This is a genomic window from Streptomyces sp. NPDC059010, from assembly GCF_042740355.1.
GTDB lineage: Bacteria > Actinomycetota > Actinomycetes > Streptomycetales > Streptomycetaceae > Streptomyces.
In genome coordinates this window covers 216,591-241,881 of record NZ_JBHYJA010000006.1, presented here as the reverse complement: position 1 = coordinate 241,881, position 25,291 = coordinate 216,591, and the positions used below count along the sequence as shown (strand labels likewise).

The window sequence follows — 25,291 nt, the reverse complement described above, 5'->3', positions numbered from 1 at the left end:
GGGAAGCGAGCGGCGACCGAGGGGGAAGCCAGGTGGGGAAGCGCTTTCCGGCGCGAATGCTACTTAAGGTACGCGAGGCCGGGATGCACCCCGGTGTAGCCGTCGACCAGCCTGCGGGCGACGCCCACCGAGTCGACCAGCGGGTGCAGCGCGAAGGCCTTCACCGCCGTCGTACGGGAGCCGGACTCCGCGGCGGCCAGCACCTCGCGCTCGACCGCCTTGACCGAGCAGACGAGGCCGGTGGCGTGGTCGGGCAGCGGGGCGACGGCGACCGGGTGGGCGCCGTTGGCGTCGACCAGGCAGGGCACCTCGATGACGGCGTCGGTGTCGAGGACGGACAGGGTGGCCTGGTTGCGGACGTTGAGGATCAGGGTGGTGCGCTCGTCGCGGGCGATGGCCCGCATCAGGGCGAGCGCCACCTTCTCGTACCCGCCGGACAGATCGTCGGCGTCGCGCTCGCCGGCGCCGGCCGTCTCCCGGTTCTCGGACATGTAGGTGGCCTCGCGCTCGGCGCGGGTGCGGTCCCAGACCTCCAGCGCGGAGACGTCCGAGCGACCGGCCTCCTGGTAGAAGGCGGCCTGCTGGTCGCGCAGGAAGGCGCCGCGGGTCTTGTCGGCCTCCTGGTAGGCGCGGACGGCCTCGCGGTTGAAGTAGTAGTAGTGCAGGTATTCGTTGGGGATGGCGCCCAGCGAGCGGAGCCAGTCGACGCCGAAGAGCTTGCCCTCCTCGAAGGAGCCGAGCAGGTCGGGGTCGGCGAGCAGGCGCGGGAGCTCGTCACGGCCGGCGACGCGCAGACCGCGCACCCAGCCGAGGTGGTTGAGGCCGACGTAGTCGATCCACGCCTCGCCGGGGTTCTTCACGCCGAGCACCCGGGCGATACGGCGGCCGAGGCCGACCGGCGAGTCGCAGATACCGATGACGCGGTCGCCGAGGTGGCGGGACATGGCCTCGGTGACCAGGCCCGCGGGGTTGGTGAAGTTGATGACCCAGGCGTCCGGCGCGAGCCGGGCCACGCGCTGGGCGATGTCGACGGCGACCGGGACGGTGCGCAGGCCGTAGGCGATGCCGCCCGCGCCGACCGTCTCCTGGCCGAGGACGCCCTCGGCGAGCGCGACCCGCTCGTCGTTCGCCCGGCCTTCGAGGCCGCCGACGCGGATCGCCGAGAAGACGAAGTCGGCTCCGCGCAGGGCCTCGTCGAGGTCGGTGGTGGCGGTCACCTCGGGCGCGTCGGGCACCCCGGCGGCCTGTTCGGCGAGCACCCGGGTCACCGCGGAGAGCCGCCCGGCGTCCAGGTCGTGCAGTACGACGTGGGTGACCCGGCCCTCGGCGCGGTCCGTCAGGAGCGCCCCGTACACCAGCGGCACCCGGAACCCGCCGCCGCCCAGAATCGTCAGTTTCACGCTTGCACCTTTCCTGCCACGACGACCGCGACGCCCGCCTCCTCCAGGGAGGACCGCGTCGGCCCGTCGACGGGCGCGTTCGTCACCACCACGTCCAGGTCCTCCGGGCCGCAGACCTTCGCCATGCCCGTGCCCGGGAACTTCGCCGCGTCGGCGAGCAGGACGACCTTCTCACCGGCCTTGATCATGGCCCGCTTGACCGGCACCTCGACGACCGTCGTGTCCATCACCTGCCCGCCGGGCCGCACTCCACTGGTGCCCAGGAACAGCCAGTCGGCATGCAGCTGGCGCAGATTGTCCTCGGTGAGGAAGCCGACCAGGGAGCGGTACTCGCGGCGGACCATGCCGCCGAGCAGCACCAGCTCGATGCCCTCGTCGTCGGCGAGCTCCTCGTAGACCACCAGATTGCTGGTGATCACCGTGAGGCGGCGGCCGTGCAGCTGCCGGGCCAGCCGGAAGGCGGTGGTGCCGATGTCGAGCAGCACCGACTGACCGTCCTCGATCATCGCGGCGGCGTGCGCGGCTATCGCGTCCTTCTCTGGCACGCGCATCTCGGCGACCTCGGCGAAGGGCTGGTCGCCCTCCTCCACGACCGCGCCGCCGTGCACCCGGGTGAGCAGGCCGTCCTCCTCCAGTTTGAGCAGGTCACGCCGGATCGTGGCGGGGCTCACACCCAGCTGCTCGGAGAGATCGGTCACGGCCGCGGGGCCGCCGGAGCGCAGGGCCCGCAGGATGAGTTGGTGTCGTCGTTCTGCCAGCACGACGTGAACACTACTCGTCATCTTCAATCATCGCCATGCTCATTTCTGCTCGGGTATTGACCAATCTCGCGGAGCGGCGCACGATTCCGGTCACCGAAATGAAGAGTTTTGACGAGAGGACGTTGCGGTGGACGACGACCGGCCCGATGTGCTGCTGACCGGGCTGCTCTTCTACGACCTCGTTCTCACGGGGCTCGGGAAGCCGCCCACGCCGGGTGAGGAGATCTGGACCGACGGCATGGGCTGCGGCCCGGGCGGCATCGCGAACCTGGCGGTGGCCGCCGCCCGCTTCGGCCTGAGCACCTCGCTGGCCACGGTGTTCGGCGACGACCTGTACGGCGAGTACTGCCGGGACGTCCTGTGCGACCAGGAGGACATCGACCTCTCGCTCTCCCGCACCGCGGACGGCTGGCCCACCCCCGTCACCGTCTCCCTGGCCCACGGCCACGACCGGGCGCTCGTCACCCACGGCCAGGAACCCCCGTACTCGCAGGACGTGCTGATGGGCGACCCGCCCGAGGCGCGCACCGCCCTCGTGCACATCGAGGCCGAACCCCGCGAGTGGCTCGCCAAGGCCGCCGCGAACGGCACCCACATCTACGCCGACGTCGGCTGGGACCCCACCCAGCAGTGGTCCACCGACCTGCTCGACCAGCTCCGCCTGTGCCATGCCTTCCTCCCCAACGAGACCGAGGCGATGGCCTACACCCGCACCGACAGCGCGGTCGCGGCCCTCGGCACGCTCAGCGAGCTGGTGCCGGTGGCCGTGGTGACACGCGGCGGTGACGGCGCGGTCGCCGTGGACCAGACGACCGGCGAGTACGCGGAGGTGCCCGCCCTGGACGTCGACGTCCTCGACGCGACGGGCGCCGGGGACGTGTTCGGGGCGAGCTTCGTGGCGGCCTCGCTCGGCGGCTGGCCGCTGGCGGAGCGGCTGAGGTTCGCCGTGCTGGCGGCCGGTCTGTCCGTCGGACGGCACGGCGGCGCTCTCGCGGCCCCAGGCTGGTACGGCGTCGACCGCTGGTGGCGCTCCCTGACCGACCCCGAGCTGCGCCGGAGGTACGGCTTCCTCGCGGACCGGCTGCCGGCGGATCCCGGCCCCTCGGTCGCGTACGCCCCGGTCACCCCGCCCGCACGGCAGCCCTGACTCCCCCACCTCCCCCCACTTGCCCCTCTCATGCGAAGTCCCGAACAGATCCGAAAGGCGGTGGGAGCTGTGCGGCTCTCACGAAGAGGCCTGCTGCGCGCGGGCCTGGCCGGTACGGCCGCCACGGCGCTCGGCGGCCTGGCGTCCGGCTGCGCCGTACCGACCGGCTCGACCGGCCGGAACATGGTCCTGTGGTACTGGAGCGGCGGCCTGAGCGACACGGTCGTCAAGAACGCCAAGGCGCGTTACGGCAGCTCCGTGGAACTCGACGCCATCCAGATCGGCGGCTACTACCGCTCGAAGCTGATCACCACGATGGCCGGCAACGCCCACATCCCCGACATCGCGGGCCTCAAGGGCGAGGACATGGCGTCCTACCTGCCCAACGCCGGCCAGTTCGTCGATCTGCGCACGCTGGGCGCGGAGAAGTACAAGAGCCGGTACCTGGGCTGGAAGTGGGACCAGGGCATCGCCGACGACGGATCGATGGTCGGCTTCCCGATCGACTGCGGGCCGGTCGCGCACTTCTACCAGTACGCCGTGTTCCAGAAGGCGGGACTGCCGTACGAGCCCGACGACGTGTCGAAGGAACTGAACACCTGGGAGAAGTTCTTCGCGGCGGGCGAGCGGCTCAAACAGCGGATCCCGGGGACCTTCCTGCTCACCGACGTGGGCGCCGTCTTCGAGAACGCGGTGCAGCAGGGCAGCAAGCGGTACGTCGACAAGGACCGCAACTTCATCGGCGACCAGCGGCATGTGCGGGACGCCTGGGCGCTGGCCGTGGAGGCCAAGCGGCGGGGCATCGTCTCCAGCATCGTCAACGGCACCCCGGACCAGATCTCGGCCAAGGAGAGCGGCAGGCTGCCCAGTCAGCTCGGCGCCTCCTGGGCCACCGGCGATCTCAAGAACGAGGTGCCCAGGACCAAGGGCAGGTGGCGGGTCGCCCAGATGCCGGTACGGCCCTCCAACAACGGCGGTTCGTTCCTGTCGATCACCAAGGCGTGCCGGGAGCCCGAGCGGGCCTTCGAGATCATCACCTGGCTGCTGGACGCGGACAACCAGGCGCAGGGCTTCGTCGACGCGGGCCTGTTCCCCTCCACGCCCGCCTCGTACGGCATGAAGAAGCTTCAGGAGCCGGACCCGTTCTTCGGCGGCCAGGTCACGATGGACGTCTTCGGGCCCGCCGCGCAGAAGATCGCGGTCGCCTACAACAGCCCGTACGACTTCGCGCTCGGGCAGCCCATCAAGGACGAGATCAAGAACGTCGGTGTCCTCGGCAAGGATCCGAAGAAGGCCTGGGAGGACGCCATGAGCAAGTGCCGGCGTATCGCCAAGCACCTGGGGGTGGGCATCTGATGGCCGTCATCGAGCAGACGCCGCCCGCCGTGAACCGGCCGCAGCCCCCCAGCGCCGCGCCCAAGAAGGGCCTGCGGGAGCACTGGCACCTGTACGCCGCGATCTCCCCGTTCTACCTCCTCTTCCTCGCCTTCGGCCTGATCCCCGTCGGCTTCTCGCTCTACCTCTCCCTGCACCGCTGGGACGGCCTCGGCTCGATGGAGTGGGCCGGCCTCTCGCAGTACCAGTACCTGCTCAGCGACAGCGACTTCTGGCAGTCGATCGGGAACACGCTGATCATCTGGGCGCTGGCCACCTTCCCCATGATCTTCCTGGCGATGGTGACGGCCGTGATGCTCAACTCGGCGGTCCGCTTCAAGAACGCCTACCGGTTCGCGTACTTCCTGCCGAACGTCACGTCCGTCGTCGCGATCGCGATCGTCTTCGGGTCGATCTTCTCCACCAACTTCGGCCTGGTGAACGCCCTGTTGCAGGCCGTGGGCCTGGACCAGGTGGCCTGGCTGAACACCCCGTGGGGCATCAAGGTCGCCATCGCCACGCTGATGACCTGGCAGTGGACCGGCTACAACGCGATCATCTTCCTCGCCGGTCTGCAGACCATCCCGAGCGATCTGTACGAGGCGGCCCGGATCGACGGTGCCGGCGCCGTGCAGACCTTCTTCCGGGTCACCCTGCCGCTGCTGAGGCCGACGCTGCTGTTCGTGCTCGTCGTCTCCACCGTCACCGGTCTGCAGAGCTTCTCCGAGCCGCAGGTGCTGCTCCAGACCACGGCCAACGAGTCGACGTTCTCGGGCGGCCCGGACCACGCCGGCCGGACGATGGTCCTCTACTTCTTCCAGCAGACCTTCGACAACAACGACTTCGGGTACGGCGCCGCCGTGGCGTGGGGCATCTTCCTGGTCGTCGTCCTCTTCTCGATCATCAACTGGCGCCTGGTGCAGCGCCGGGGCGAACAGTAGGAAGGCCGCGACATGGCATCCATCAAGGGCTCCGGACGCCGGGGCATCGCGCTGCACGCGTCCCTGATCATCGGTGTGCTGCTGTCGGCGTTCCCGTTCTACTGGGCCGTCATCATGTCGACGCACACCTCGTCGGAGATCTTCTCCTACCCGCCGAAGCTGCTGCCGGGCTCGCACTTCCTGGAGAACGTGCGCAGCCTGTTCGACACGATCGACTTCTTCGGGTCGATGTGGAACTCGCTGCTGGTCGCGACGGTGGTGACCTTCCTGGTCCTCTTCTTCGACTCGCTCGCGGCGTTCGTCTTCGCCAAGTTCGACTTCCCGGGCAAGAACGTGCTGTTCGCGGTGCTGATGCTGATCTTCATGGTGCCGGCCCAGATGGCGGCGATCCCGCAGTTCGTGATCATGGCGAAGATCGGCTGGATCGGCTCGATGACCGCGCTGATCGTGCCGGCGGCGGCCAACGCGTTCGGCATCTTCTGGATGCGCCAGTACATGCGCAGCGCCATCCACGACGAACTGCTCGACGCCTCCAAGCTGGACGGCGCGAACTTCCTGCGCCAGTACTGGCACGTCGCGCTCCCGGTCGTCCGCCCGGGGCTCGCCTTCCTCGGCATCTTCACCTTCATGGGCCAGTGGAACGACTACGCCTGGCCGTTGATCGCCCTGACCAACCCGGACAACGTCACCCTCCAGGTCGCGCTGTCCCAGCTCAACGGCACCCACGGCACCACCGACTACGGCATGGTGATGACCGGCGCGGTCCTCGCCCTGATCCCGCTGCTGATCGTCTTCGCGATCGGCGCCCGGCAGATCATCGGCGATCTCGCGAAGGGAGCCGTCCGCGGATGACGAGCGACCCTCTGCTCGCCCTGCGCCCCTGGGAGGCACCCGAGGTGACCTCCTGGGGACGGCTCCCCATGAACGCCGTCGACCGGCGCCCCGGAGCACTACCCCTCGACGGCGACTGGCGCTTCCAGCTGCTGTCGGCTCCGGACGCGCCGGTCGGCGGTACCTGGGCGACGGCACACGTCCCCGGCGTCTGGACGATGCAGGGCACGGACGACCTGCCGCAGTACACCAACGTCCGCATGCCGTTCCCCGACTTCCCGCCCCACTCCCCCGCCGCCAACCCGACGGGGGTGTACGAGCGTGCGGTGGACGTCCCCGCCGAGTGGGCCGGACGCCGGATCGTGCTCCAGGTCGGGGCCGCCGAGAGCGTGCTGCTGGTGCACGTGGACGGACGGCCCGTCGGCATCTCCAAGGACTCCCACCTGGCCGCCGAGTTCGAGCTGACGGGACTCGTGCGCCCCGGCGCGCGGGCCACCATACGGCTGACCGTGGTGAAGTGGTCGGACGCCTCGCACATCGAGGACCAGGACCAGTGGTGGCACGGCGGCATCACGCGGTCGGTGCTGCTGTACGCGACGGACCCGCTGTATCTCGCGGACGTGACCGTGCGGGCCCGGTACAGCGGTGAGCTGCGCGTCGACTGCAGGGTGCGGGACGCGGGCGGTGCGCTGCCCGGGGGCTGGTACCTCACCGGCGACCTGGACGGGCGACCTCCCCCAGCCTTCGGCCGGGGGGACCCCCATCTCGCTTCGCTCGCGCAGGACGCGGAGTTCGACCGCGCGAACACCGAGGACGAGCGCGTCTCCGACTTCCTCGGCGAGGCCCGGCTGCTGACCACCGTCCCCGAGGTCCGCACCTGGAACGCGGAGACGCCCGAGCTGTACGACCTGACCATCCGGCTGCACCGCGCCGACGGAACAGTCGCCGACACCTCCCGCCACCGGATCGGCTTCCGCGACGTCGAGATCGCCGGCCCGGACCTGCTGGTCAACGGCGAGCGCGTGTTCATCCGGGGCGTCAACCGGCACGACTTCCACCCGCTGACCGGGCGGACGGAGTCGTACGACGACATGCGCGCCGATCTGGTCCTGCTGAAGCGGTTCGGCTTCAACGCGATCCGCACCGCCCACTACCCGAACGACCCGACGCTGTACGACCTCGCCGACGAACTCGGTTTCTACGTCGTCGACGAGGCGGACATCGAGTCCCACGACCACGCCCATGAGATCGCCGACGACCCGCGCTATCTGAACGCCTTCGTGGACCGGGTCTCGCGGATGGTGCTGCGCGACAAGAACCACCCGTCGGTGATCGTCTGGTCGCTGGGCAACGAGTCCGACTACGGCGCCAACCACGACGCGGCGGCCGGCTGGGTGCGCCGGCACGACCCGACGCGGCCGATCCAGTACGAGGGCGCGGCCAAGCTCGGCTGGGCGGACCCGGACGTCGCCTCCGACATCGCCTGCCCGATGTACGCACCGCTGGAGGACTGCGTCGCCCACGCGCTCTCCGGCGAGCAGACCAAGCCGCTCATCCAGTGCGAGTACTCGCACGCCATGGGCAACAGCAACGGCACGCTGGCCGACCACTGGGCTGCCACCGAGGCCACCCCAGGTCTTCAGGGCGGGTTCATCTGGGAGTTCTGGGACCACGGAATTCTTCAGCGCGTGAGCGACGGAAGACCGGCCGGGCGTGGGGGCGCCGGGCTCCATGACAACGGTGTCGCCGCGCCCGGACATCGGTGGGCGTACGGCGGCGACTTCGGCGAGCCCATCCACGACGGCGCCTTCATCGCGGACGGCGTGGTGTTCCCCGACCGCACGCCCAAGCCGGCGATGTACGAGCACCGGGAGATCGCGGCGCCGGTGCGCATCGAGTGCTACCGGCACGAGGGCATCGTGCTCGGCAACCACCAGCACTTCCGCGGCCTGGACTGGCTGACCGGCGAGTGGCGGCTGGAACTCGCCGACGGCACGACGCTGACCGCACCGGCCGAACTGCCGAGCCTGTGCCCGGGCGAGACGGCCGCCGTACCGCTGCCCTTCGAAGTGCCGCGCGACGGCGGCGAGGCCTGGCTGACGCTGCGGGTGACGGTGGCCGAGGACCAGCCGTGGGCGCCGCGCGGCACCGAGGTGTGTGTGCCGCAGGTGCGGCTGCGCGGGCCGGCTCCGGCCCAGGATGCTCCCGTGGACCGGAAGGTCGGCATCGACGGCGAGGGGCTCCTCGTCCACCCGCTGCTGACGGCCGCGCCCACGCTCTCCCTGTGGCGGGCGCCCACCGACAACGACGAGTTGGGCGGCATGGCCGGGCGCTGGCGGGGTTGGGGGCTCGACGCGCTGGTGCGCAAGGTCGTGGCCGTGCGTGAGGACTCCGGCCGGGTGACCGTGGAGGCCGAATACGCGGGCACGACCGGTGTCGTACGGCACCGGCAGGTGCTCACGCCCGTCGAGGGCGGCGTCCGCGTGGACGAGGAGGCCGAGCTGCCGGAGGTGTTCGACGACGTGGCGAGGGTCGGCACGGTCTTCGAGACGGTCGCCGGACTCGACCTGCTGGAGTGGTTCGGGCAGGGCCCCTGGGAGTCGTACCCCGACCGCGCCGCGGGCGCGCCCGTGGGCCATCACCGTGTCCCCGTCGAGGAGTTGTTCACCCCCTATCTGCGGCCGCAGGAGAGCGGCGGCCGGCACGGCGTACGGCGGTTCACTCTGTCGGCGCCGGACGCCACCGGACTCTCGGTCGCGCTGGACGCACCGCGCCAGGTCTCCGTGACCCGCTACCGCGCCGAGGACCTGACCGCCGCCGCGCACCACGACGAACTGGTGCCACGGCCCGGCTGTGTGGTGCACATCGACGCCGCGCACCGGGGACTCGGCACGGCGTCGTGCGGCCCCGACACCTTCCCCTCCTACCGCGTCGCACCGGGCATCCACCGCTGGAGCTGGACCCTGCGCGTTCTCTGACTCCCCCACGCCTCCCCCTCCCCCCACGCCTTCCCCCTCCCTCCCACGCCTCCTCTCCCCTGTCACCCTTCACGGAGCACACGTGTGTACTTCGCATGACCATGCCCAGGGCGAGGCCGCGCAGGCCGGCGCCGGACGACGCGGATTCCTCCGGGCCACCGCGCTGCTCGGCGCCGCCGCGGCGGCCTCGGTCGCCGTCCCGGCGGTCGCCGAGGCATCGCCCGCCGAGGCCGTGTCCGCCGACTGGCGGCCCGACTCGAACAGCCGTCGCTTCACGCTCGCGGTGATGCCCGACACCCAGTACCTCTTCGACGGGCCGAGCATCAACGCCGCCCCGGTCCAGGCGTCGCTGCGCTATCTGCTGGAGCACGGCCGGGACGAGAACATCGTGTTCCTGTCCCACCTCGGCGACCTCACCGAGAACGGCGCGAAGGACGAGTTCGCCGCGATCGGCGAGGCGTTCGAGCTGCTCGACCGGCGGGGCGTCGGCTACAGCGTCCTGGCCGGCAACCATGACGTGAAGTCGTCCACGAACGACCAGCGCGGCCCGACGCCGTACCTGGACGCGTTCGGACCGCGCCGCTTCCAGGGCAAGCCCACCTTCCAGGGCGCCTCTTCGGACGGCTACAACACCTACCACCTGTTCAGGGCGGCCGGCCGTGAGTGGATGGTGCTCGCGCTGGACTGGCGGCTGTCGGCGCAGGGTTACGCGTGGGCGAAGGACGTCCTGGCCCGGCACCCGAAGACGCCGGTCATCCTCACCACGCACGAACTGGTCGTCGAGGACGACACGTTGTCGTCCTACGGGCAGCAGCTGTGGGACCAGCTGGTCAAGGACCACGACCAGATCTTCCTCACCCTCAACGGCCACTACTGGCCGGCGGGCCGGGCCGTCCGCAAGAACGCGGCGGGCAACGACGTCCACCTCCACCTTACGAACTACCAGAACCGCTACTTCGGCGGCGCTGCGATGATCCGCCTGTACCGCTTCGACCTGGACCGCGACGTGATCGACGTCGAGACGGTCTCCCCGTGGATCCTGGGCCGGGCCGCGAAGGGCCTCAACGAGCTGGAGCGGCAGGAGATCGAACTCAGCGGCGACGCCGACCGGTTCTCGGTCGGCATCGACTTCGCGGACCGCTTCTCCGGCTTCGACCCGGTGCCGGACCGCCGGGCGCGCCCCGCGTCGAAGATGCTGGTCCGGGGCACCGCCGCCTACTGGCGCTTCGACTCCGCCGTCTCCGGGACCGTCCGTGACCTGTCCGGCCGCGGCAACGACCTCACCGTGGTCTCCGTCGGCGGCGGCACGCTCGGCTGGTCCGCCGACCACCACCCCGACCAGCCCGGGCACGGCAGCCTGGAGTTCACCGGCTTCAAGTCCCCGCTGAAGGGCGCCTACCTGCGCACGGTCGACGGTGCCCCGCTCAACTCGGCCACCTTCCGGAACGGCTACACCATCGAGGCGTTCTACCGGCTCCCCGCCGACTGGGACGCCTCGCACCACGCCTGGTCCGGACTGGTCGGCCGCACGGGCACGGGCGGCGGCGCCGGCAAGACCGAGGGCGACCCCGACGAGCCGCTGGCCACGCTGTCCCTGTCCGACGGGCCCGGCCCGCAGTGGGCGGTGCGGCCGCTCAACCAGCAGGGCATCGCCACCAACTGGGGCGACGAGACCGCGCGGGAGACCTGGTGGCACGTCGCCGTCGTCAACGACGGCCGGCACACCACGATGTACGTCCAGGGCTGCCCCGTCGCCCGCAACCCGCACGCCACCGCGATCGGCCTCACCTCGGTCGGCCTGCCGTGGCTGCTCGGCGGCTACGAGTACGGCGGAAAGATCGACCAGATCCTGCACGGCCGCCTCGGCGACGTCCGCATCGTCGAACGGGCACTGCCCGTCACGTCCTTCATGACTCACTGACCCCTGCCGAGGATGACCATGACCAAGCAGCAGCTGCCCACCTGGGCCGACCCCTCCGTCTCCCCCGCCGACCTCGACCCGCAGGGCGTCTCCAGACGCGGACTCCTGCGCCGCGCGGGCCTGTTCGGCGCCGCGTTCGCGCTGGGCGGCGCGGCCGTGCCCGCGACCGCGGCACCGGCCTCAGCGGCCTCCGACCGACGGCTGGGCGGCGACGACCCCCGCCTCGCCTACCTCGTCGGCGACCACCACATCCACAGCGTCTACAGCCACGACGCCAAGTACACGTTCGCCCAGCTGGCCGCCGCGGGCGCCCAGTACGGCCTGGACTGGATGGTGTTCACCGAGCACTCCAACTTCGGTCACGCCAGGTACGGAGCCCAGCTGGAGCACCAGGAGATCCTCAAGGCGCGTGCCGAGAACCCTCGCCAGCTGATCTTCCAGGGCCTGGAGTGGTACATCCCGGCCGCCGAGCACTGCACGGTCTTCACGGCACCCGGCCCGAACGAGGTCGATGTGCTCACGAAGTTCGAGAGCGCCTACGACGGCAAACTGCTCGGCTACACCGAGGGCGCCGCCGGGGCCGCGGACACCGCCCGCAACGAGGCGCACGCCGTCAAGGCCATCCAGTGGCTGGCCGAACAGCGCCGCACCGGCCAGGTCGACGACGTGCTCGTGCTCGCCAACCACCCGCTGCGCCTAGGCATCGACTCCCCGCACGAGATGCGGGCCTGGCGGGACGCGGCCCCCGAGATCATGATCGGCATGGAGGGCGCACCCGGCGCCCAGGGCGCGGCGATCCCCGGCCGGCGGGGTGCGACGTCGATGCGCGGCGAGTACGAGAACAAGCCGTCGGCGCAGTCCTGGCCGGGCTACCCGGCGGAGGCGTTCCTGACGTACGGCGGCTTCGACTGGGCGACCGCGACGGTCGGCGGCCTGTGGGACTCGATGCTGGCCGAGGGCAGGCTGTTCTCGATCACCACCAACTCCGACGCCCACCGCATCGTCTTCGACACCTGGAAGAACGGCGACTGGCCGGCGGGGCAGAACTTCGACAACACCGGCAGGCTCCCCGACCCGGTCGACACCACGACCCCGCAGCCGGGCAGCGACTTCTGGCCGGGCCAGTTCAGCCGGACCCACGTCGGTGTGACCCGGTACGGGTACCGCGCGGTGATGGCGGGCCTGCGCGCGGGCCGGGTCTGGCTCGACCACGGGCATCTGCTGGACGGTCTCGACGTGCGCCTCAAGCGGGACTGCGACTTCGGCCGGGGCGTCACGCTGGGCGGCAGGCTGCGGGTGCGCAAGGGCGAGAAGCTCACGCTGTACGTGACGGTCACCACCGCGTCCCGTCCCAACGCCCAAGGAGTCGTCCCGGAGTTGGCGCACGTCGACGTCATCCGGGGCGCGGTGCGCGGTCCGGTGACGGACCGGGACGTCTGGCGGGCGCCCGACACCAAGGTCGTGCAGACCAAGGACGTCAGCGGCCGCAAGGGGACGTACACCCTGCGCATCCCGCTGACCGCCGGAAGCGAGCCGTTCTATGTGCGGCTGCGCGGCAGCGACGGCAAGCGGCACGGTGCGGGCTATCTGGGGGCGTCGGTGGACCCGCACGGTCCGATTCCGCACGAGCCCGGGAACGGTGACCCGTGGGCGGATACGTGGTTCTATTCGAACCCCGTATTCGTCGACGTGGCAGGTGTCTGATGAAGCGTCATCTCCTCGCCCTGGCTTGCTTATCGGGTGCGCTCGCACTGGGCACGGGGACGGCGTCCGCCGCCGGTGACCCGCACTGGGTGGAGACCGGCAGGGCGTACACCGACACGCTGGGCGGCGGGCAGGGCCTGGCGAGCCGCGCGGACGGCAGCCTGCTGTACCGCGGGCTCGCCTCCGTCCCGCTGGACCTGCGCGTCAAGGGCTGGAACCACATCGGCGACCCGGACATCGCACGCGGCCATGCCTTCGACGCCTATCAGGGCCCGGACACGGCCACGTCCAAGATGTTCGCGGTGACGACACCGGCCGGGAAGCGCTACGAGTACGTCCACCGGCTCAACCCGGGCGAGAAGCTGAACAACTCCTTCGCCACCGTCTCGCCCGACGGGCAGTGGCTGGTGTCGGGCGAGTGGGGGGAGCAGCGAAGACTCCAGGTCTTCCCCGCTCCCCTGCTCAACCCGGCCACCCCGCCGACGGGCGGTGACCTGACGGAGGCCTGGCAGATCACCCTGGACAAGCCGGGGCGCGACATCCAGGGCTGCGACTTCGTCACGGACACCCGTCTGCTGTGCGCCTCGAACGACGCCACGGGAACCCTTTTCCCCGAGATCCGCCCGCTCCTCCAGGTCGACCTGCCGCACAAGGTGGACGGCCGGCCGGTCACCGGCACGGTCAAGAGCCTGTTCGCCCTGCCGCAACGCAGCGTGTGCAAGGGCACCTTCGAGACGGAGGGCGTCGACTACGACGTCAGCAGCGGCACCCTGCGCGCGGAGGTGATCCCGCCCGGGGTGTGCGCGGTGGCGACCGCCGTGTACTCCTACAAGCAAGGCTGAGGGGCAGGCGGTCAGGCGTAGAAGCGCGACAGGCTCTGCAGGACGGCGGCGGGCTTTGCGCCGCCGTCGATCTCTATCGTGCCGTCGACGGTGATCTGGACGCCGCCCGGTACGTCCTCGACCTCCGCCAGCTTCCCGACCAGCCGGATACGGGAGCCGACCTTGACCGGTGAGGGGAAACGCACCTTGTTGAGGCCGTAGTTGACCTTGGTGGTGACGCCCTGGACGTCGAGGAGTTCGGTGAACAGGGGGATGAAGAGGGAGAGGGTGAGGTAGCCGTGGGCGATGGGAGCGCCGAAGGGGCCCTCGGCGGCCTTCTCGGGATCCACATGGATCCACTGGTGGTCGCCCGTGGCGTCGGCGAAGGTGTCGATGCGCTCCTGGGTGACCTCGATCCACTCACTGGCGCCGAGGTCGCCGCCCGCGAGCTTCTTCAGTTCGTCGAGGCCGTTCACGGTGATGCTCATGCGGTTCCTTCACTGTTGCCGTACCGGGTACGGACACGGGACTTGAGGAGTTTTCCGGAGGCCGTGCGCGGGAGTTCGTCCGCGAGGACCACCGATTTGGGGATCTTGTACTTGGCGAGGCGGCCGGAGAGGGACGCGAGTATCTCGTCCGGGTCGGGGGTGGTTCCCTCCCGGGGGACGACGACGGCGCGCGGCACCTCGCCCCACTTGTCGTCGGGCACCCCGATCACCGCGCACTCGACGATGTCCGGGTGAGCGAGGAGCAGGTCCTCGATCTCGGCGGGGTAGATGTTCTCGCCACCGGAGATGATCATGTCCTTGATGCGGTCGACGATGTAGACGTAGCCGTCCTCGTCGACGCGGGCCGCGTCCCCGCTGCGGAACCAGCCGTCCGCGAAGGAGGCGGCCGTCTCCTCGGGCAGCCCCCAGTAGCCGCGCATCACGCTGGGCCCGCGCACCAGCACCTCGCCGTTCTCCCCCGGCTCGACCGGGCCGAGGTCGGGTCCGACGACCCGTACGTCGCTGAAGAAGTGCGGGACGCCGGCCGAGCCCGCCTTGCTGACCGAGTGCTCCCCGTCGAGGAAGAGCACCCCGAGCGCCTCGGTCATCCCGTAGCCCTGCAGGAAGGTCAGGCCGCGGGTCTGGTAGGCCTCGATGAGCGGTGTCGGCACCGGGGCGCCGCCGCAGCTGAGCATGCGCAGACTGGACAGGTCCGCGGCCGCCCAGCGGGGATGGCGGGCGACCTGCTCGAACATCGCCGGCACCCCGAACATGTAGGTGATCCGGTGCCGTTCGATCAGTTCCAGGGTCCCGCCGGGGTCGAAGGCCTCGACCAGGACGCAGGTGCCGCCCTTCAGCAGGACCGGCAGGGTGAGCACGGTGAGGCCCGCGATATGGAACAGCGGGGCCGAGACCAGGGCCCGCTCGTCGGCGTGCAGGTCCTTGTCGATCAGGAAGTTGACGGCGTTCCAGGTGGCGTTGGCATGCGTCAGCATCGCGCCCTTGGGGCGGCCCGTCGTACCGGAGGTGTACAGGATGAGACAGGTGTCGTCGGCTGCGACGGGCTCGTCGATCGGCTCGTCCACGGCGCCCGCGACCGCGTCGTCGTACTCGCTGCCCACCTCCAGATACGTACGGACGTCGGTGCTGCCCGGCAGCCCGGCGACGAGTCCCGCGTGCGAGGGGCCGTAGACGAGGGCCTTGGCGCCGGAGTCGGCGAGCTGGTAGGCGATCTCGGGCCCGGCGAGACGGGTGTTGAGCGGGACGAAGACCGCGCCGAGCGTGCCGGCCGCGAACAGGGTCTCCAGGAAGGAGGGGTGGTTCGGGCCGAGGTAGGCGATGCGGTCGCCGCGCCGGACGCCGCGCTCGCGCAGGGCGTGTGCCAGGCGGGTGGTGCGGTCGTACAGCGTGGCGTAGTCGACGGACGTCCCGCCGTGGATCAGGGCCGTGCGGTGCGGAGTCTTGCGGGCCCGGCGTGCGGGCCACGACCCCAGTCCCTCGTTGCGCATGTCACGCCCCTTACGGTTTCGTCAGCCCGAGCAGCCGGGCGGCGTTCTCCTTGAGGATCTTCGGCCTGACCTCGTCCTTGATCGACAGCTTCGCGAAGTCGGCGAGCCAGCGGTCGGGGGTGAGCACGGGGAAGTCGGAGCCGAAGAGGACCTTGTCCTTGAGCAGGGTGTTCGCGTACTGCACCAGCTGGGGCGGAAAGTACTTCGGCGACCAGCCGGAGAGGTCGATGTGCACGCCGGGCTTGTGCGTGGCGACGGCGAGGGCCTCGTCCTGCCAGGGGAACGACGGGTGCGCCAGGATGATCTTCAGATGCGGGAAGTCGGCCGCCACGTCGTCCACGTGCAGGGGGTTGGAGTACTTCAGGCGGATCCCGCCGCCTCCCGGCACTCCCGCGCCGATGCCCGTCTGACCGGTGTGGAACAGGGCGATGGTGCCGGTCTCCTCGATCACCTCGTAGAGGTCGTACGCCACCGAGCGGTCGTTGGGGAAGAAGCCCTGGATGCTGGGGTGGAACTTGAAGCCCTTCACCCCGTACTCCTCGACCAGGCGCCGGGCCTGCTTCACACCCGCCCGGCCGCGGAAGGGGTCGATGGACGCGAAGGGGATGAGGACGTCCGCGTTGGCGGCGGCCGCCTCGGCGACCTCCTCGTTCGGGACCGGGGCCGTGCCGGTCGCGGACTCGGCGTCGACCGTGAAGATCACGGCGGCCATCTTCCGTTCGCGGTAGTAGGCGGCCGTCTCCTCCAGGGTCGGCTTCCGCTTGCCCTCGACCTTGAAGTAGGCGGAGGAGGCGTCGTGCAGATCGTCGTCCAGCGAGGAGTGGCCCTTGGACGAGACCTCCGCGTGGGTGTGGACGTCGATCGCGAGGAGTTCCTCCACGTTCAGCGAGCGGGCCATCACGCCTCCGGGAACTTGGGCGCCGGAACGCCGACCGACTGGAGTTCGGCGCCGACCGAGGTGGGCCAGACGTCGGCCAGCGTCTGCGGGCTCCAGCCGCCGTCCGCGAACGCCGCCGCGATCTCCTGCGGATGGGACCAGAGTGCCACCTTGTCACCGCCGATGCCGATGGCCTGCCCGGTGATGCCCCGGGCCGCCTCGGAGGCGAGGAACGGCACCAGGGCGGCGCAGTCCTCGGGGGTGCCGAAGCCCTCGCCCTTGCGCAGGAAGTCGGGCAGCGGCTCGCCGTTCTTCATGGCCTCGATGTACGGGGCGAAGGCGGGGATGGTCTCGGTCATCGCGGTCGCCGCGACCGGCACGATCGCGTTGACGGTGATGTTCGCGCGGCCCAGCTCCATCGACCAGGTGCGGGCGAAGGCGGCGATGCCGGCCTTGGCGGCGGAGTAGTTCGTCTGCCCGAAGTTGCCGCGCTGCCCGGCCGGGGAACCGACCAGGATCAGGGTGCCGCCCTCGCCCTGCTCACGCATCCGGACGGCGGCGGCACGGGCGCAGGTGAAGGTGCCCTTGAGATGGGTGGTGATCACCGCGTCGAAGTCGTCGTCGGACATCTTCCACAGCACCTTGTCGCGCAGGATGCCGGCGTTGGTGACCAGGATGTCCAGCCGCCCGAACTCCTCGACCGCGCGGTTCACCAGCCGGTCCGCGGCCTCGGTGGTGCCGACCGGGACGACCTCGGCGACGGCCGTGCCGCCCGCCTCGGCGATGGACTTCACGGCCGCCTCGGCCACGGCCTCGTCGACGTCGTTGACGACCACGGAGGCGCCGTGGGCGGCCAGGGCGTGCGCGTAGGCGAGGCCGAGGCCCCGGCCGCTGCCGGTGACGACGGCGGCCTTGCCGGTGAGATCGATGCTGGGCACGGGTGGGTCCCTTCACGAGCTGATGCGGGTGGTGCGGCTTCGAGATCGAAGCTAAGAGCAATAATTGTTGACGTCAATAGTTGTTGGAGACCCGTGGGTGCGTCATGCTGGAATCACCGGAGCGCAACACCCCCGCACCACCCCGCATGACCCCGCCTCACTCCGCAGTGAACCGAGACCAGGGAGTCCGCCATCACCGGCCAGCACACGAAGAACCCGAACCCGATCGACGCGGACGAGCCGTGGATGCGAGGCCTGCACGCGGACACCGGCTACCTCCTGTACCGCCTGGGCCTGCGCTCGGGTCAGTTGTTCAACACGTTCCTGCAGGAGTCGGGGCTGCGGCTGCGCCACTACGCGGTGCTGCGCTTCCTCGCCGGCTCCGAGGGCGCCCTGCAGCGCGAGCTCAGTGCCCGGCTCGGCTATGACCCGAGCGCGATCGTCGGCCTCGTCGACGACCTGGAGAAGCAGGGTTTCGCCGAGCGCCGCCCCTCCCCCGACGACCGCCGCAGCCGGATCGTCGTCCTGACCGAGGACGGCCGTGCCTTTCTGCGCGACACCGACGAGGCGGGCCTGCGCGTGACGAACGACCTGCTGGGCCCGCTCGACGCGGCCGAGCGGCAGACGCTGCACACGCTGCTGCTGCGGATCGCGGAGGACGGGCTCGGCTGAGGACGCCATGACCACCCGCTCCGCGCCCGACCGGCTGCTGTCCGTGCTCGGGGCCTTCGACCTCGCCCATCCGTCGCTCAGCCTGACGGACATCAGCCGGCGCGCCGGGCTGAGCCTGAGCACCGCGCACCGCCTGGTGGCCGCCCTGACGGAATGGGGCGCCCTGGAGCGGGACGACGCCGGCCTCTACAACGTAGGGCTACGGCTGTGGGAGCTCGCGGCGCTGGCCCCGCGCGGGCTGGCCCTGCGGCAGGTCGCGCTGCCGTATCTGGAGGACCTGTACGAAGCGACGCATGAAAACGTGCAGTTGGCGGTGCAGGACGGGCCCGAGGTCGTCTACATCGAGTGGCTGTCGGGACGCTCGGCGGTCGGTGTGCACATCCGCGTCGGCGCGCGCTGGCCGCTGCACGCCACCGGGGTCGGGCTCGCGCTGCTCGCCCACAGCGCCCCCGATGCCCAGGAGGAGTACTGCGCCGGACCGCTCGCCTCCTTCACGCCGTACACCGTCACCGACCCGGCCCGACTGCGCCGCATGCTGGCCGAGGTGCGCCGCACGGGGGTCGCGGTGAGCAGCCGCCAGGTCACCGACGACGCGCTGTCCGTCGCCGCCCCGGTGCGCGGCCCGGGCGGGTCGGTCGTCGCCGCCGTGTCCGTGGTCGTACCGCAGGCCGACGCACAGGTGCCGGTGCTGGTGCCGGCGGTGAGGCTGGCGGCGCGGGGGATTTCGCGGGGGCTGGGGTGGCGGCCGGAGAAGGGCACGTAGGCCGCCTCACGGCAGGGCCCTCGCGGCAGGCCGCGGATATCCCTCTCGTCGGTGAGGACGGGGCGTGAGGTCGCTCGCGATACTGATAGGGCCCTTGCCCCGAGGAGCCGCCCGTGTCCGCCCAGTCCTGGATCTCCCCCGTAGCCGAGCGCCTGCGCACGGCCAACCCCTACGTCGTCGACTCGGCGCTGGCCGCGCTGGTGCTGTTCGCCGTCTCACTCCAGTGGATCTTCCCCGACGAGGGCGACGACCGCCTGACCTGGCAGGGCTGGCTGATCGGCGCCGCGACGGCGCTGCCGCTGGTGTGGCGGCGCAAGGCCCCCTTCGCGACGGCGTGCGCGGTGTCGGTGGCCACCCCGGCCCAGGCCGTCTACCACGCGCCGCCGCCCGACGTGATGTACGGCGGCATGGTCGTCCTGTACACGATGGCCACCCTCGGCAAGCCCTGGCAGCGGCGCGCGATGCTGGTCGGCTGGCTGGCCGGGGTCTCCCTCACGATGATGCACAAGGAGGAACCGCAGCCCTTCGAGTACGCCTTCCATCTGCTCAGCGTGGTCTGCGCATACGGCTTCGGCGTGCTCGCCCGGGTGCAGCGGGCCTACACCGCCGAGCTGGAGGACCGGGCCCGGCGCCTGGAGCGGGAGCGGGCCGCCGACACCGCGCGGGCGATCGCGCAGGAGCGTTCCCGGATCGCCCGGGACATGCACGACATCCTCGCGCACGCGGTGAGCCTGATGGTGGTGCAGGCCGAGGCCGGTCCGGTGGTGGTGCGCAGCGACCCGGATCGCGCGGAGGCGTCCTTCGACGCGATCGCGGCGGCCGGGCGGGACGCGATGGCGCAGCTGCGCCGGATCCTCGGCGTACTCAAGGAGCCGGAGGCGGGCGGCGGTTCCTGGCGGTTGCCGCAGCCGGGCGTGGCCGAGCTGCCCGGCCTGGTCCGCCAGGTCGGCGAGTCCACCGGCCTGCACGTGGAGCTGCGCACCTCCGGCGCACCCCGCCCGCTGCCCCCGGACACCGAGGTCGCCGCCTTCCGCGTGGTCCAGGAGGCCCTCACCAACACCGTCAAGCACGCGCACGCCACCTCCGCTACCGTCGAACTCGACTGGACGGAGGGCGAGTTGACACTCACGGTGACCGATGACGGACGGGGGCCGGTGTCCGGCCACGGCGGGCACGGGCTGATCGGCATCCGGGAGCGGGCCGCCGCGTGCGGGGGCAGCGCACGGGCCGGGCGCGGACCGGAGGGCGGCTTCCGGGTGGTCGTACGGCTGCCCGCGGCCGTCGACCGGGAAGCGGCCCTGGGATGAGCATCCGGGTGGTGGTCGCCGACGACCAGGAACTGGTGCGGGCCGGTTTCAGCATGATCCTGGAGGCGCAGCCCGACATCGAGGTGGTCGCCGAGGCCGGGGACGGTGCCGACGCGGTCGCCGCGGTGCAGCGCCACACGCCCGACGTGCTGCTCCTCGACATCCGGATGCCGGTCATGGACGGCCTGGAGGCGGCCCGGCGGGTGTGCGGGCAGTCGAGCTGCAAGGTGGTCATGCTGACCACGTTCGACCTGGACGAGTATGTGTACGAGGCGCTGTGCGCGGGGGCCAGCGGCTTCCTGCTGAAGGATGTGCGGCGCGACGACCTGGTGCACGCCGTACGGGTCGTCGCGGCCGGGGACTCCCTGCTCGCGCCGACGGTGACCCGGCGGCTGGTCGCCGACATCGTGCGGCGCCGCCGCGAGGAGGCCACCGCCGAGGTCACCCCGCAGTGCCTGGACGCCCTGACGGCACGCGAGGTGGAGACACTGCGGCTGCTGGCGCGCGGGCTGTCGAACTCCGAGATCGCCACGACCCTGTTCGTCAGCGAGCACACGGTGAAGACCCATGTCAGCAACGTGCTGAGCAAGCTCGCTCTCAGGGACCGGGTGCAGGCGGTGATCTGCGCCTACGAGACCGGGCTCGTGACTCCCGGATCCCCCTAGCGAGGGAGTTGCGGGCACCCCTCCCCCGAGCGACGGAGGCCCGCAAACCGCTCCCACCGGCGATCCGGCGACCACCCCCGTGGCACGAGTCTGAGGGCGATGGCAATCAGACCGTCCTGCCGGGAGGGACCGTGCTCACCACGCTCGCCCGGGCGGCGACCCGCCGCCCGCTCACCGTCATCGCCCTCTGGGTGCTCTTCCTGCTGCTCGGTTTCGGCCTCGGGACGGGCGTCTTCAGCCGCCTCTCGGACAACGTGGCCGACATCCCGGGCACCGAGTCCGAGGCCGCCGCGCAGTACCTCGACCGCGCCGATCCCACCGGGGAGTCGATCACCGGCGTGGTCGAGGGCACCGCCGTGGCCGACCCCGCGCTGCGGGCCCAGGTCGAGCGGGCCGTCGCCGACGTGCGGTCCATCGACGGAGTGGCCGCCGTGCCCGACCCGTACGCCACCCGTGGCCTGACCGCCGAGGACGGGCGGGCCCTGATCATCCCGGTCACCCTCGAAAGCGGCCTGGACGACGAGGCCGAGGAGACGGCCGTGGACACGGCGGCCGACCGGATCCGCCAGATCGACGCGCCCGGGGTGCACGTCAGCGGCGGCCCGTTGCTCGGCACGCAGATCGCCGAGCGGGCACAGGAGGACGTACGGAACGCGGAGTTGATCTCGCTGCCGGTCGTGCTCGCCCTGCTGCTGGTGGTGTTCGGCGGGCTGCGCGCGGCGACGCTGCCGCTGGTGATCGCGGTCAGCGGCATCGCGGGGGCCTTCCTCGCGCTGTTTTTGTTCAGCGGGGTCACCGACATCTCGGTGTACGCGATCCAGGTGACGACGATGCTGGGGCTCGGACTCGCCGTGGACTACGCCCTGTTGATGGTGGTCCGCTTCCGCGAGGAGCGCCGGACCACCGAGGACGTGGCGGAGGCCGTACGGCGGACGGTCGCGGCGGCCGGCCGTACGGTGCTCTTCTCCGGGATGACGGTCGCGGTCAGTCTGACCGGACTGCTGGTGTTCCCGAGCGTGTTCCTGCGCAGCATGGGCCTGGCGGTGGCCGCCGTGGTGGTTGTCGACATGCTGGCCGCGCTGACGCTGCTGCCCGCGCTGCTGGCGAAGTTCGGGGGCAGGATCGCCCCGGCGAAGAACCGGCCGGAGGCCGAGGAGGGCCGCGTCTTCGCCCGCCTGGCCCACTTCTCGGCCCGCCGCCGGGTCGCCGTGGTGGCCACCGTCGTCCCCGTCCTGCTGGTCCTGGCACTGCCCGTCACCGGCATGAGGATCAACCTCGGCGACGCCGAGCAACTGCCGTCGAGCACCGAGGCACGGCAGTTGTACGACACCGTCGACGCCCATTTCCCGCCCGGGACCGGCGTCTCCCCGATCACCGTGGTCCTCAGGCCCGGCACGGACGCCGCGACCGCCGACCGGATCCGGGCGCTGTCCCCGACGGCCGAGTCCCGCCAACTGCCGGGCGGCACAACGGTGGTCAGTATCCGGCCGCCGGGCAGCGTGGACGGCAAGGAGGCCACCGCCCTGGTCGAGCGGATACGGGACGTCCGCGCCGACGAGCCCGTCGAGGTCACCGGATCGGCCGCCCGTCTGGTCGACTTCAGGGAGATGCTCGCCGAGCGGGCACCCTGGGCCGCGGTCACCGTTCTGGCCGGCATCTTCGCCCTGCTGTTCGCCTTCACCGGCTCGCTGCTGATCCCGCTGCGCACCATCCTCACCACCCTGCTCAGCCTGGGCGCCGCGCTCGGCGTGGTGGTGTGGGTCTTCCAGGACGGGCACCTGGTCGAACTGCTGGGCGGCGAGGGCCTGGACGCGCTGAGCCTGACCGCGCCGCCGCTGATCGTCGCAATTGCCTTCGGACTGGCCATGGACTACGAGCTGTTCATCCTGGCCCGGATGCGCGAGGCCCGGCAGCTCACCGGGGACGACCAGGAGGCCGTGGTCAGCGGCCTGCGCCGCTCCGGCCGCGTCGTCACCTGCGCGGCCCTGCTCCTCGCGGTGGTCTTCGGCGCCTTCATGACGGGCGGCTTCGCACCGATCCTGCAGATCGGCCTGGGCCTCACCCTCGCCGTACTGATCGACGCGACGGTCGTACGGATGCTGCTGGTCCCGGCGACGATGGCTTTGCTCGGCCGCCGCGCCTGGTGGGCACCGAAGCCGCTGCGCCGGGTGCACGACCGGTTCGGGCTGCACGAGGAGGCGCCGACGCCCACGGCGCCCGTGACGACGAAGGCCTGACGCCTGCTGGGCACCGGCACCGGCACGTCACCCGTGCCGGTGCCTAGAGGCGCACCGTCATCTCCACGGCCACCTCGTCGCCCGACCCGAGCCGCCCCCGCACCGCCTTCTTCAGCGGCAGCAGATAGCCGCCGTCCTTGGGAAAGAGCGACGTCTCGAAGGCGAGCTCACCGATCCTGATCTCGACCGGGATCACGCCCCAGCCGTAGGTGGCCATCGCGGCCACTTCCCGGATGTCGGCGGACTCCTCGTCCGGCACCCGGACGAAGTAGTACGGCGCCGGGCCGCGCCATTCGATCACCGGGCCGGTGAAGACGAGTTCCATGCGGTCGGGCCCCTTCTGTCGCGCTCACGCCTTCATAGGGTGAACTTCCATGTGACGCAAGGGTTTTCTCTGCTTCACCTCTTGACGACCGGAACGACGGAGAGCACATTGGCGACACTTTGAGAGCGCTCTCAGGCCGCGTTCTCAGACGCATGTGCACCCACTCCCCACTCCGTACACCGAGAGGCAGCACCCCATGAGCGATCCCTCCGGCATACACCGCAGACGCCGGTCCGCCCGGCGCGCGCTGCTCGCCGTGCTCGGCACCCTCGGTCTGGTGGCGGCCGCAGCCACCGTGGCCGTCCCGTCCGCGAACGCCGCCGCGCCGCCGCCCCCGTCGGGCTGGACGCAGGTCTTCCTGGACGACTTCAACGGCGCCGCGAACACCGGCGTCAACACCTCCAACTGGCAGTACGACACCGGCACTTCGTATCCGGGCGGCCCCGCCAACTGGGGCACCGGCGAGGTCGAGACGATGACGAACAGCACCGGCAACGTCTCGCTCGACGGGAACGGCAACCTGCGCATCACCCCGCTGCGCGACTCGGCCGGCAGATGGACCTCGGGGCGTATCGAGACCGTGCGCACCGACTTCCAGCCCCCGGCGGGCGGCAAGCTGCGCATCGAGGGCCGTATCCAGATGCCGAACGTCACCGGCACCGCCGCCGAGGGCTACTGGCCGGCGTTCTGGACGCTGGGCGCGCCCTATCGCGGCAACTACCAGAACTGGCCGAGCGTCGGCGAGCTGGACATCATGGAGAACGTCCAGGGCATGAACCGGGTGTGGGCCACGATGCACTGCGGCACCAACCCGGGCGGCCCGTGCAACGAGACCACCGGACTCGGCAACTACACGGCGTGCCCGGGCTCGACATGCCAGTCGGGCTTCCACACCTACACGATGGAGTGGGACCGCTCGGTGAGCCCCGAGACGATTCGCTTCTACGTCGACGGCACCCAGTTCCATTCGGTCAACGCGGGCCAGATGGACGCGGCGACCTGGTCCAACGCCACCAACCACGGCTTCTTCATCATCCTGAACGTGGCGATGGGCGGTGCCTTCCCGGACGCCCTCGGCGGCGGCCTGGACGGCGACACCCAGCCCGGCCACCCCATGGTCGTGGACTACGTCCAGGTGCTGTCCAGTGGGAGCGGTACCACGCCTCCGCCGACGGGCAACCGCGATGCCTACAGCGCCATCCAGGCCGAGTCGTTCGACGGCCAGGGCGGCGTGAGCACCGAGTCCACCGCCGACTCGGGCGGCGGACAGAACATCGGCGCCCTCGCCAACGGCGACTGGGCGCTCTACCGGGGCGTCAATTTCGGCTCGACGGCGGCCACACAATTCGTCGCCCGGGTCGCGAGCGGTGCGGCGGGCGGCGTCAGCGGTCTGGTCGAGGTACGCCTGGACAGTCGCGGCAACGCGCCCGTCGGGAGTTTCGCGGTGGGCAACACGGGTGGCTGGCAGTCGTGGCGGACCATCCCGGCGAACATCAGCGGGGTGACCGGCACACATGACGTGTATCTGACCTTCACCAGCGGGCAGCCGGCGGACTTCGTGAACGTGAACTGGTTCAACTTCTGCCGGTAGGGCGGCGGAGCCGCACATCGATACAGCCCCGCGCCCCTTTCG

The 25,291-nt window shown here is 71.0% G+C and carries 21 protein-coding genes; 14 read left to right on the top strand and 7 right to left on the bottom strand.

Going from position 1 to position 25,291, the window contains the following annotated elements:
• Positions 1-59 precede the first annotated feature (59 nt).
• Together ACFWYS_RS08555 and ACFWYS_RS08550 are read right to left on the bottom strand one after the other, a co-directional pair.
• Complete coding sequence (locus ACFWYS_RS08555; RefSeq protein WP_384765014.1) at positions 60-1,400, bottom strand: 6-phospho-beta-glucosidase; 1,341 nt, start codon at positions 1,398-1,400, stop codon at positions 60-62.
• The gene (locus tag ACFWYS_RS08550; RefSeq protein WP_384765012.1) at positions 1,397-2,161 is read right to left on the bottom strand and encodes a DeoR/GlpR family DNA-binding transcription regulator; all 765 of its coding nucleotides are present in this window, start codon (positions 2,159-2,161) and stop codon (positions 1,397-1,399) included. Before ACFWYS_RS08550 ends, ACFWYS_RS08555 begins: the two co-directional genes overlap by 4 nt.
• Positions 2,162-2,288: 127 nt before the next feature.
• Here ACFWYS_RS08550 and ACFWYS_RS08545 point away from each other — a divergent pair, with 127 nt between their 5' ends.
• From ACFWYS_RS08545 to ACFWYS_RS08510, 8 genes are all read left to right on the top strand, one after another.
• Positions 2,289-3,308 (top strand): carbohydrate kinase family protein, encoded by a 1,020-nt coding sequence (locus ACFWYS_RS08545; RefSeq protein WP_384765010.1) that lies wholly within the window; start codon positions 2,289-2,291, stop codon positions 3,306-3,308.
• A gap of 69 nt (positions 3,309-3,377) precedes the next feature.
• Positions 3,378-4,664 carry an ABC transporter substrate-binding protein gene (locus ACFWYS_RS08540; protein WP_384765008.1) on the top strand — a complete coding sequence of 429 codons (1,287 nt, stop codon included), beginning with the start codon at positions 3,378-3,380 and terminating at the stop codon, positions 4,662-4,664.
• Positions 4,664-5,623, top strand: a complete 960-nt coding sequence (locus ACFWYS_RS08535) for a carbohydrate ABC transporter permease (protein WP_384765006.1) — start codon at positions 4,664-4,666, stop codon at positions 5,621-5,623. Before ACFWYS_RS08540 ends, ACFWYS_RS08535 begins: the two co-directional genes overlap by 1 nt.
• Before the next feature lie 12 nt (positions 5,624-5,635).
• A complete protein-coding gene (locus tag ACFWYS_RS08530) occupies positions 5,636-6,475 on the top strand; it encodes a carbohydrate ABC transporter permease (protein WP_384765004.1) in 840 nt (279 codons plus the stop codon).
• Positions 6,472-9,432 (top strand): glycoside hydrolase family 2 TIM barrel-domain containing protein, encoded by a 2,961-nt coding sequence (locus ACFWYS_RS08525; protein ID WP_384765002.1) that lies wholly within the window; start codon positions 6,472-6,474, stop codon positions 9,430-9,432. Before ACFWYS_RS08530 ends, ACFWYS_RS08525 begins: the two co-directional genes overlap by 4 nt.
• 82 nt (positions 9,433-9,514) lie before the next feature.
• Positions 9,515-11,353: a LamG-like jellyroll fold domain-containing protein gene (locus ACFWYS_RS08520; protein ID WP_384765000.1), complete on the top strand. Its 1,839-nt coding sequence runs from the start codon at positions 9,515-9,517 to the stop codon at positions 11,351-11,353.
• An 18-nt stretch (positions 11,354-11,371) separates the two neighbouring features.
• Complete coding sequence (locus tag ACFWYS_RS08515) at positions 11,372-13,057, top strand: PHP domain-containing protein (RefSeq protein WP_384764998.1); 1,686 nt, start codon at positions 11,372-11,374, stop codon at positions 13,055-13,057.
• Positions 13,057-13,899, top strand: coding sequence for a hypothetical protein (locus ACFWYS_RS08510; RefSeq protein WP_384764996.1), 843 nt, complete (start codon positions 13,057-13,059; stop codon positions 13,897-13,899). Before ACFWYS_RS08515 ends, ACFWYS_RS08510 begins: the two co-directional genes overlap by 1 nt.
• A gap of 11 nt (positions 13,900-13,910) precedes the next feature.
• Here the strand turns inward: ACFWYS_RS08510 and ACFWYS_RS08505 are convergent, their stop codons facing one another.
• Genes ACFWYS_RS08505 through ACFWYS_RS08490 form a run of 4 tightly spaced genes read right to left on the bottom strand, consistent with a single transcriptional unit; the run spans position 13,911 to position 17,689 of the window.
• A complete protein-coding gene (locus ACFWYS_RS08505) occupies positions 13,911-14,366 on the bottom strand; it encodes a MaoC family dehydratase (protein WP_384764994.1) in 456 nt (151 codons plus the stop codon).
• On the bottom strand, positions 14,363-15,874 hold the full coding sequence (locus tag ACFWYS_RS08500) for a long-chain fatty acid--CoA ligase (protein ID WP_384764993.1): 1,512 nt from the start codon (positions 15,872-15,874) through the stop codon (positions 14,363-14,365). Before ACFWYS_RS08500 ends, ACFWYS_RS08505 begins: the two co-directional genes overlap by 4 nt.
• A gap of 10 nt (positions 15,875-15,884) precedes the next feature.
• The gene (locus tag ACFWYS_RS08495) at positions 15,885-16,772 is read right to left on the bottom strand and encodes an amidohydrolase family protein (protein ID WP_384764991.1); all 888 of its coding nucleotides are present in this window, start codon (positions 16,770-16,772) and stop codon (positions 15,885-15,887) included.
• A complete protein-coding gene (locus tag ACFWYS_RS08490; RefSeq protein ID WP_384764989.1) occupies positions 16,772-17,689 on the bottom strand; it encodes an SDR family NAD(P)-dependent oxidoreductase in 918 nt (305 codons plus the stop codon). Before ACFWYS_RS08490 ends, ACFWYS_RS08495 begins: the two co-directional genes overlap by 1 nt.
• A 246-nt stretch (positions 17,690-17,935) precedes the next feature.
• Between ACFWYS_RS08490 and ACFWYS_RS08485 the strand changes: the two genes are divergently transcribed.
• The 5 genes from ACFWYS_RS08485 to ACFWYS_RS08465 all read left to right on the top strand — a co-directional run bounded on the left by ACFWYS_RS08485 (position 17,936) and on the right by ACFWYS_RS08465 (position 23,333).
• Positions 17,936-18,361: a MarR family winged helix-turn-helix transcriptional regulator gene (locus tag ACFWYS_RS08485; RefSeq protein WP_384764986.1), complete on the top strand. Its 426-nt coding sequence runs from the start codon at positions 17,936-17,938 to the stop codon at positions 18,359-18,361.
• A 7-nt stretch (positions 18,362-18,368) separates the two neighbouring features.
• On the top strand, positions 18,369-19,124 hold the full coding sequence (locus ACFWYS_RS08480) for an IclR family transcriptional regulator (protein ID WP_384764984.1): 756 nt from the start codon (positions 18,369-18,371) through the stop codon (positions 19,122-19,124).
• 113 nt (positions 19,125-19,237) lie between these two features.
• Entirely contained in the window at positions 19,238-20,431 is a 1,194-nt protein-coding gene (locus ACFWYS_RS08475) for a sensor histidine kinase (protein ID WP_384764982.1), read from the top strand.
• Positions 20,428-21,096, top strand: coding sequence for a response regulator (locus ACFWYS_RS08470; RefSeq protein ID WP_384764980.1), 669 nt, complete (start codon positions 20,428-20,430; stop codon positions 21,094-21,096). Before ACFWYS_RS08475 ends, ACFWYS_RS08470 begins: the two co-directional genes overlap by 4 nt.
• A 131-nt stretch (positions 21,097-21,227) precedes the next feature.
• Entirely contained in the window at positions 21,228-23,333 is a 2,106-nt protein-coding gene (locus ACFWYS_RS08465; RefSeq protein WP_384764978.1) for an MMPL family transporter, read from the top strand.
• 43 nt (positions 23,334-23,376) lie between these two features.
• Here ACFWYS_RS08465 and ACFWYS_RS08460 read toward each other — a convergent pair whose 3' ends face one another.
• Positions 23,377-23,658 carry a DUF1905 domain-containing protein gene (locus ACFWYS_RS08460; protein WP_384764976.1) on the bottom strand — a complete coding sequence of 94 codons (282 nt, stop codon included), beginning with the start codon at positions 23,656-23,658 and terminating at the stop codon, positions 23,377-23,379.
• A 196-nt stretch (positions 23,659-23,854) separates the two neighbouring features.
• On the opposite strand from ACFWYS_RS08460, the gene ACFWYS_RS08455 reads away from it, so the two are divergent.
• Positions 23,855-25,249: a glycoside hydrolase family 16 protein gene (locus ACFWYS_RS08455; RefSeq protein ID WP_384764974.1), complete on the top strand. Its 1,395-nt coding sequence runs from the start codon at positions 23,855-23,857 to the stop codon at positions 25,247-25,249.
• Positions 25,250-25,291 lie beyond the last annotated feature (42 nt).

Excerpts from the sequence above, each read along its gene's own strand:
- ACFWYS_RS08470 (WP_384764980.1), top strand. The coding sequence starts at position 20,428 with ATGAGCATCCGGGTGGTGGTCGCCGACGACCAGGAACTGGTGCGGGCC.
- ACFWYS_RS08460 (WP_384764976.1), bottom strand. The coding sequence starts at position 23,658 with ATGGAACTCGTCTTCACCGGCCCGGTGATCGAATGGCGCGGCCCGGCG.
- ACFWYS_RS08485 (WP_384764986.1), top strand. The coding sequence starts at position 17,936 with ATGCGAGGCCTGCACGCGGACACCGGCTACCTCCTGTACCGCCTGGGC.
- ACFWYS_RS08525 (WP_384765002.1), top strand. The coding sequence starts at position 6,472 with ATGACGAGCGACCCTCTGCTCGCCCTGCGCCCCTGGGAGGCACCCGAG.
- ACFWYS_RS08530 (WP_384765004.1), top strand. The coding sequence starts at position 5,636 with ATGGCATCCATCAAGGGCTCCGGACGCCGGGGCATCGCGCTGCACGCG.
- ACFWYS_RS08535 (WP_384765006.1), top strand. The coding sequence starts at position 4,664 with ATGGCCGTCATCGAGCAGACGCCGCCCGCCGTGAACCGGCCGCAGCCC.
- ACFWYS_RS08515 (WP_384764998.1), top strand. The coding sequence starts at position 11,372 with ATGACCAAGCAGCAGCTGCCCACCTGGGCCGACCCCTCCGTCTCCCCC.
- ACFWYS_RS08510 (WP_384764996.1), top strand. The coding sequence starts at position 13,057 with ATGAAGCGTCATCTCCTCGCCCTGGCTTGCTTATCGGGTGCGCTCGCA.
- ACFWYS_RS08495 (WP_384764991.1), bottom strand. The coding sequence starts at position 16,772 with ATGGCCCGCTCGCTGAACGTGGAGGAACTCCTCGCGATCGACGTCCAC.
- ACFWYS_RS08480 (WP_384764984.1), top strand. The coding sequence starts at position 18,369 with ATGACCACCCGCTCCGCGCCCGACCGGCTGCTGTCCGTGCTCGGGGCC.
- ACFWYS_RS08455 (WP_384764974.1), top strand. The coding sequence starts at position 23,855 with ATGAGCGATCCCTCCGGCATACACCGCAGACGCCGGTCCGCCCGGCGC.
- ACFWYS_RS08505 (WP_384764994.1), bottom strand. The coding sequence starts at position 14,366 with ATGAGCATCACCGTGAACGGCCTCGACGAACTGAAGAAGCTCGCGGGC.
- ACFWYS_RS08500 (WP_384764993.1), bottom strand. The coding sequence starts at position 15,874 with ATGCGCAACGAGGGACTGGGGTCGTGGCCCGCACGCCGGGCCCGCAAG.